At 60.0% G+C, this 5,994-nt stretch carries 9 protein-coding genes and 2 pseudogenes; 6 read left to right on the top strand and 5 right to left on the bottom strand.

Features of this window, described 5'->3' with window-relative positions; translation table 11 throughout:
* Positions 1-104: pseudogene (locus AC1D2R_RS31970) on the bottom strand (IS110 family transposase); the annotation flags it as partial.
* 122 nt (positions 105-226) lie between these two features.
* Between AC1D2R_RS31970 and AC1D2R_RS31965 the strand changes: the two are divergent.
* Positions 227-628, top strand: a pseudogene (locus AC1D2R_RS31965) (transposase family protein); the annotation flags it as partial.
* Between the two features lie 168 nt (positions 629-796).
* Here the strand turns inward: AC1D2R_RS31965 and AC1D2R_RS31960 are convergent.
* The 4 genes from AC1D2R_RS31960 to AC1D2R_RS31945 all read right to left on the bottom strand — a co-directional run bounded on the left by AC1D2R_RS31960 (position 797) and on the right by AC1D2R_RS31945 (position 2,906).
* The gene (locus AC1D2R_RS31960; protein WP_477973828.1) at positions 797-1,048 is read right to left on the bottom strand and encodes an invasion associated locus B family protein; all 252 of its coding nucleotides are present in this window, start codon (positions 1,046-1,048) and stop codon (positions 797-799) included.
* A gap of 27 nt (positions 1,049-1,075) precedes the next feature.
* Complete coding sequence (locus tag AC1D2R_RS31955; RefSeq protein WP_477973826.1) at positions 1,076-1,285, bottom strand: hypothetical protein; 210 nt, start codon at positions 1,283-1,285, stop codon at positions 1,076-1,078.
* A 446-nt stretch (positions 1,286-1,731) separates the two neighbouring features.
* Positions 1,732-2,370, bottom strand: coding sequence for an NrsF family protein (locus tag AC1D2R_RS31950; RefSeq protein ID WP_477973824.1), 639 nt, complete (start codon positions 2,368-2,370; stop codon positions 1,732-1,734).
* Positions 2,370-2,906: a sigma-70 family RNA polymerase sigma factor gene (locus AC1D2R_RS31945; RefSeq protein ID WP_477973822.1), complete on the bottom strand. Its 537-nt coding sequence runs from the start codon at positions 2,904-2,906 to the stop codon at positions 2,370-2,372. Before AC1D2R_RS31945 ends, AC1D2R_RS31950 begins: the two co-directional genes overlap by 1 nt.
* A 187-nt stretch (positions 2,907-3,093) precedes the next feature.
* On the opposite strand from AC1D2R_RS31945, the gene AC1D2R_RS31940 reads away from it, so the two are divergent.
* The 5 genes from AC1D2R_RS31940 to AC1D2R_RS31920 all read left to right on the top strand — a co-directional run.
* Positions 3,094-3,381, top strand: coding sequence for a BufA1 family periplasmic bufferin-type metallophore (locus tag AC1D2R_RS31940; protein WP_477973820.1), 288 nt, complete (start codon positions 3,094-3,096; stop codon positions 3,379-3,381).
* Positions 3,382-3,447: 66 nt separating this feature from the next.
* On the top strand, positions 3,448-4,329 hold the full coding sequence (bufB, locus tag AC1D2R_RS31935) for an MNIO family bufferin maturase (protein WP_477973818.1): 882 nt from the start codon (positions 3,448-3,450) through the stop codon (positions 4,327-4,329).
* A 2-nt stretch (positions 4,330-4,331) separates the two neighbouring features.
* On the top strand, positions 4,332-5,108 hold the full coding sequence (locus AC1D2R_RS31930; protein ID WP_477973816.1) for an HvfC/BufC N-terminal domain-containing protein: 777 nt from the start codon (positions 4,332-4,334) through the stop codon (positions 5,106-5,108).
* The gene (locus tag AC1D2R_RS31925) at positions 5,105-5,602 is read left to right on the top strand and encodes a DoxX family protein (RefSeq protein WP_477973814.1); all 498 of its coding nucleotides are present in this window, start codon (positions 5,105-5,107) and stop codon (positions 5,600-5,602) included. The genes AC1D2R_RS31930 and AC1D2R_RS31925 overlap by 4 nt, the downstream gene beginning before the upstream one ends.
* 162 nt (positions 5,603-5,764) lie before the next feature.
* A partial coding sequence (locus AC1D2R_RS31920) for a helix-turn-helix domain-containing protein (protein WP_477973535.1) occupies positions 5,765-5,994 on the top strand: 230 nt, incomplete at its 3' end.

Genomic DNA, 5,994 nt, shown 5'->3' with positions numbered 1-5,994 from the left:
TTTGGATCTGAAGGGCACTTCCCCCGCCAGATCCGCTTGCCGTCCTCCCGGATCGAAATCGCGGTATCTTTCAATGAAACATCAAGCCCAATATACTGGTTCACGGTTGCCTCCATCCGATGTTTGGGCCCGGTTCCAATCGAGAGCCCGTTTTTCCATCTTATCGGGGGCAACCACCCTCGCCAGCCCAAAAAAGCCAGGGCGATCGCGCCGCGATTACTCCATGTTCGAGAACCGCGGTCCCAAATGCGCCCTGCTCGTCTACATCGACGATGCGACCGGCAAGCTGTTGCATCTGCGCTTTGCCGCCTCTGAGAACACCTTTGACTATCTGCACGCGACGAAGGCCTACTTGCAGCAATGGGGCAAACCGATTGCGTTTTACAGCGACAAGCATGGTGTTTTCCGCAGCACGCATGCCTCGATGACGGACCGCACGAGCGGTCTGACGCAATTTGGCCGGGCGCTTTATGAGTTGAACATCGACATTATCTGCGCCAACACCCCGCAGGCGAAAGGCCGGGTGGAACGCGCCAACCAGACGCTGCAGGACCGGCTGGTCAAGGAATTGCGGCTTCGTGGCATCGATACGATCGAGGCGGCCAACGCCTATGCGCCTGAGTTCATCCTGCAGAGGCGCCATCGTGCGGTGAACTGAACCAGGTCGACGGAACCGGCTGCGTATAAGTTTAAATCTTGAGAGTGTCTCTCGACGTCAAACTTGCGACGCCCCAGCAGAAGTCACCGTTTGGTAAAACGGGCGGAAGGCGCCGTTTGGTTTAAATTGAGTTCCGCCTCACTTGCATCGGGCGGCCTGCTCCAGCGCCGCCATGACACCTGTCAGTGAGTAGGTGTAGGTCGTGTGCGTGCCCCGCGCAGACGTCGCACGCAGCGTCATTTGGCTGCCGGACCGAAGTGCGTTGACGAGCTCCGGTTCAAGAGCGGCGTCGGAAACCCAGGCAGTGTTGTCCTTGGCTAACATCGTGAACGTCTTGTCCCCAATTGAAATCTGTACCGTCGAGCCAGTCTTCAGTGCGTATCCGAGGATGGCTTCGGGTTCATTGGCGCCCCCTTTCTACCCCGGTGCGATCAGAAAATAGCTCTTTCCATGGTCCACATTAGGGGGCTCCAACTGCTTTGGCACCGAAAGCGCGTAGCAAACGCGAGATCCGCTTCTGGTGAAGGAGTACACGCCCCAGTCGCCGCTTTGAGACACCATCCTGGCCGCAGCATGGGCGGTCAAAGGGATTGATACGGCGAAAGCAATGCTGGCAAGCTTCTTCATTTTTTTCCTCTTCCTGAACTGTCGAAATCAACGCTCGCCGCGGACACTGAGCGTGTGCTGGTCGCGAGTTTCCCGCGCAGGAACCTGATCTCTTCCAAGGTAAAGCACCCGTTCACGACAAGGCCTTCCCAGATCCGGTTTCCAAGCTGGCAGGTGATCATGATGCCATCACTCTCACCGCCGGCGGCGGTTGAGGAAACCGTGATGAGGTTCTGGGTGCGATATCGCTAAAACTCTCTCGTCGTGATGCCGAGACGGTCCGCAAGCACTTCGTCGGAAGGCAAATATTTGGCGTTCGTGACATCGGACATGATAAAAGGTCGAGCTCCAGCGCAGCAATGTCATGACGTGATATAAATCATTGCGCGCCGATGTTTCAAGCTCATTTCAAGCAATTGGCTGTTGGCGGGTGGTCCCGGCGTCCTAATGATCGAATCGGAAAGGCTTCACCAGCGCGCGAGGCGTCTGCCGAGGACCGTGCCGAGTCCCGCCAACCCTGCAATCGCGCACGAATACCACGTGGAAACGAACAGCGGCGAATCGTCGGTGCAGTGGGCCGCGTAGAACGTTGCGGCGATGCCGCCGGCAAGCAGCCCAGCGACGGCGCCCGCAAGACCAGGACGGGTCGGCGCGCCGTAACGGAGAGCGCCCAGAAAAACGGCGAGCGGGGCGAGACCGATCAACGGGATAAAGGTAAGGCAGATATAAACGTTTTTCCCCCACCAGACTGTCACCAGCTGATCAGAGGGAATGGCGAACAGTTCGGCCGCGACCGCCGCGGTAAGAAGAACTGGCGGGAGCACAAGCCATAACGCGGCCCGTCTGACATTTGAACCCGGCCGCGAAAGCACCCGCAGGAGAGCAAAGGCTGTAACCGCCAGGGTGAGCGTGACGACGAACTTGGACAGGAAGCGGACCGTATGCGCGGCCACCGCGAAGTCGGGCCGCGGGCCGATCAGAACGAAGAAGGCGGCCGCCGCAACGATCGTCGCAGCGAGGATGGCCACCCACCACACGTAGCCGAGCGGCGGTGTGGACGTTGCGGCATCTGCCGAAAGTGCCTTAATGAGGTCGTTGGTCTGCATTAGCTCCGTCCAAACCTTTTCGCAATCGACTGCAACCCCCTGTGCAGTGCCACCCGCACCGCAGTCTCAGTCATACCGTACTTCTGGGCCGTCTCGCCGATCGAGCGCCCCTCGACCGAAATCGCGGCAACGACAGCCCGCTGGCCAGGCGCCAAACCTTCCAGCGCACGACCGATCTCACGGTCACTGACGGTTTCGCATTCCATCTGAGCGACCGTCTCCGCGATATTACCGAGCTCGATTTCGACGCGGCGGCCGCGTCTGCGAAAGGCGTCGATCAGCTTGAACCGTGCAATCGCATAAACCCAGGGCAATACAGGCGCGTCGCTGATCCAGGTATGACGCTTCAGGTGAATTGCCAGAAGCGTTTCCTGCACGATGTCTTCTGGATCGACCCCGCCCCGCACGATCTTTCGGCGCGCAAAACTTCGAACGATGGTGGCGGTTCGCTCCAGAAACGCACCATAGGCTTTTTCATCCCCTGCGATCGCGGCGCGCAGCAGAATGGCAAGTTCATTTTCGTCCCGGCCATTCAACCTCTATCTCTCCCATTCGCGCGCAGAGGCCATCTTGTTACGCGCCACCCTGAATATTGTCCAATGCCGCCAAAACTCTCGATCACGAATTCGTGTTGGCAGCCGGGCGTAACAGAGCGCTCCGCCCGGTCGAAGGGATGATTACGCGGCCGATGACCGGCATGCGGAAAATCCAGAGGAGATCTCCATGAACCGTTCCACTCTTACCCTGACACTCGCCGGCTCGCTCGCCACCGCGATTGCATCGGTGGCCTTCGCCGCGCCACTTCCGGCGGAGAAGATGGTGGGTAACGAGAAATGTTATGGCGTCGCGCTCAAGGGTCACAATGACTGCGCGGCCGGCGCCGGCACAACGTGCGCCGGTACCTCGACGATGGACTACCAGGCCAATTCCTGGAAGGCAGTGCCTGCCGGCACCTGCACGTCGATGAACGTCGATGGCCACAAGGGCATGCTGGAGCCCATGAAGGGCTGATCCCCAAAGTGGAGGCCCGGCTATCTGGGCCTCCAGTCCTGTCTGGCAAATTCCGGGGAGACTGTGATGACTGTTTCAAGAACCAACGCCACCAGCTTGCCTGCGCGCGCCGGGCTCGGCCTCAAGCCCGAACACTACGAGACTATCCTGGCCGATCGGCCGGATCTCGGCTTCTTTGAGGTGCACGCCGAAAACTACATGGGCGCGGGTGGTCCGCCGCATCGCTATCTTGAAGCCATCAGGGAACACTATCCACTGTCGCTGCACGGCGTCGGTCTGTCGATCGGTGCGGCGAACCCGCTCGACACCACCCATCTAAAGCGGCTGCGCAGCTTGATCGATCGCTATCGGCCGCAGAGTTTCTCCGAACATCTGGCATGGTCTTCACACGACGCGGGCTTCCTCAATGACTTGTTGCCGCTGCCCTACACACCGGAAACCCTGGCGCGTGTCATCGACCATGTCGACGAAACGCAGCAGGCGCTTGGGCTGCGGTTGCTGCTCGAAAACCCGTCGACCTATGTGCTATTTGACGACAGCACGATCGACGAGGTAGACTTTCTGGCGACGATCGCCGAGCGCACCGGTTGCGGCCTGCTGCTCGACGTCAACAATGTCATGGTCTCGGCTGTGAACCACCGGCTCGACGCGACCGTCTATATCGACCGTTTCCCCGTCGAGCATGTGGGCGAAATTCATCTCGCCGGATACGACGAGACCGTCGACGCCGTCGGTGACCGGCTGCTGATCGACGCGCATGGCACGGCGGTGAAAAGCGATGTGATCGCGCTCTACGACCATACGCTTGCGCGCAGCGGAGCGCTCCCGACGCTGATTGAATGGGACAATGACGTCCCTGAGTTCACTACCCTTCAGGCGGAGGCATCGCGGGCAGATGCCATGCTTGCCGCTGAAGCTGCGCGTCGTAACCGGATTCGGGCGGCCTGACCATGGGTATCCTAGCCACCCAAAACGCCTTCGCTGACGCGCTGCTGCATGCCGACCAACCAGTCCCTGACGGTATTACCACGGCACGCGGCGGAGCCGATGCGGTGCGCTTCGCCGTCTACCGCAACAATGTCTTCGTCGGGCTGACACGGGCGCTGGCGCAACAGTTCCCGGTGACCGAGCGCCTCGTCGGCACGGAATTCTTCATGGCCATGGCGCGGGTCTATGCCCAGGACCACAAACCGGTCTCGCCGCTGATTTTCGAATACGGCCACGACTTCCCGGATTTCATCGCAAAGTTCCATCCGGCGCAAGCGCTTGTGTATCTGTCGGATGTCGCGCGGCTCGACGCGGCCTGGATGCGAGCCTATCACGCGGCAGATGCCACGCCACTGGGCGTTACGGCCCTCGCAGCAGTGGCGCCCGGGGCTCTTCCTGGCTTGCGGCTGGTGCCGCATCCTTCCGCGGAGGTGGTACAATCGCTCCATCCCATCGGGTCCATCTGGAGCGCGCATCAGCGGGACATGGTAACGCCGGTCAACGCCTGGCATCCCGAGGCTGTCCTGGTCGTGCGGCCGGCGATGACCGTCAATGTTCATATCCTGCCTGCGCAAGACGCCACCTTTGCGACCTCTCTGTTCAAGGGCGCGACACTTGGGGAGGCAGCAGATGCGGCATTGGCCGCCGACCCCGCATTCGATTTCGGAACGGCACTGATTGGCCTCGCCGGTCTCGGTTCATTTGGCACCCTCAAACAGCACGAAGGAAACGTCCCATGAAGACGGAAGCGGCCTCCTCACACGGCTCTGGCGCTGCCCTGGCCGCTCTCATCACACGTACCGCAGGTCTACTCGCCTCCGTTCCCCCTTCGCTGCCGCTTTTGGCACTGCGCTTCGCGCTGGCGATTCCTTTTTTCAAGTCGGGACTGACAAAATGGGACGGGTTCCTGACGCTCTCGCAGGGGGCAAGATATCTTTTCGAACAGGAGTTCAAACTACATGTCTTCGGAAGTGAATTTCCCTATCCGTTTCCCCTAGCGATGGCGACCGCAGCGGGGATCGGCGAACTGATCCTGCCGATTTTGGTGATCCTTGGCTTGGCGACACGCTTCGCCGCCCTCGGCTTGCTGCTAATGACCGCGATAATTCAGTTCACCATTCCAGATGGCTGGGCAAATTTCCACCTTCCGTGGGCGGCAATGGCGCTGGCATTGGTCGTGTTCGGCGGGGGCAGGATTGCGATTGACCCGCTTGTAATGGCACGCTGTAATTAACCCACCGCCGTGCATTTCGGCTAGCGCGTCCGCCGCTGGACCAGCCACCGCCGTTAAAAACGCAAGTTGGCGCTAGAGCAGATCCTGTGATCGATGAATCAAACGTGATGTGACGAGAACGACCGAAGCTGATTCAACTTCTATACGAATAGGAGGTTGATGATGGCACGAGCACTGAGCGATGATCTTCGGATCCGAGTCTTGAAGGCGTCAGCTACCGGTATGTCTGCCCGCCAGGCTGCCGGTCGGTTCGGCGTTGGGGTTTCCACGGCGATCCGCTGGATTGCAAGAGCAGTGGAGGGCGAGCCAACACCGCGGCCGCAGGGTTGGAAACGACCTTCCCTTCTGGACGCTCACGAGGCGTTTGTTGTCGAAATGATCGACGATCGCAA

The sequence above is a fragment of the Rhizobium sp. P1_C7 genome, from assembly GCF_056406295.1.
This window is presented reverse-complemented; position numbering and strand designations above follow the sequence as displayed.

Excerpts from the sequence above, each read along its gene's own strand:
- bufB (WP_477973818.1), top strand. The coding sequence starts at position 3,448 with ATGACTGTTTCAAGAACCAACGCCACCAGCTTGCCTGCGCGCGCCGGG.
- AC1D2R_RS31930 (WP_477973816.1), top strand. The coding sequence starts at position 4,332 with ATGGGTATCCTAGCCACCCAAAACGCCTTCGCTGACGCGCTGCTGCAT.
- AC1D2R_RS31950 (WP_477973824.1), bottom strand. The coding sequence starts at position 2,370 with ATGCAGACCAACGACCTCATTAAGGCACTTTCGGCAGATGCCGCAACG.
- AC1D2R_RS31955 (WP_477973826.1), bottom strand. The coding sequence starts at position 1,285 with ATGAAGAAGCTTGCCAGCATTGCTTTCGCCGTATCAATCCCTTTGACC.
- AC1D2R_RS31940 (WP_477973820.1), top strand. The coding sequence starts at position 3,094 with ATGAACCGTTCCACTCTTACCCTGACACTCGCCGGCTCGCTCGCCACC.
- AC1D2R_RS31925 (WP_477973814.1), top strand. The coding sequence starts at position 5,105 with ATGAAGACGGAAGCGGCCTCCTCACACGGCTCTGGCGCTGCCCTGGCC.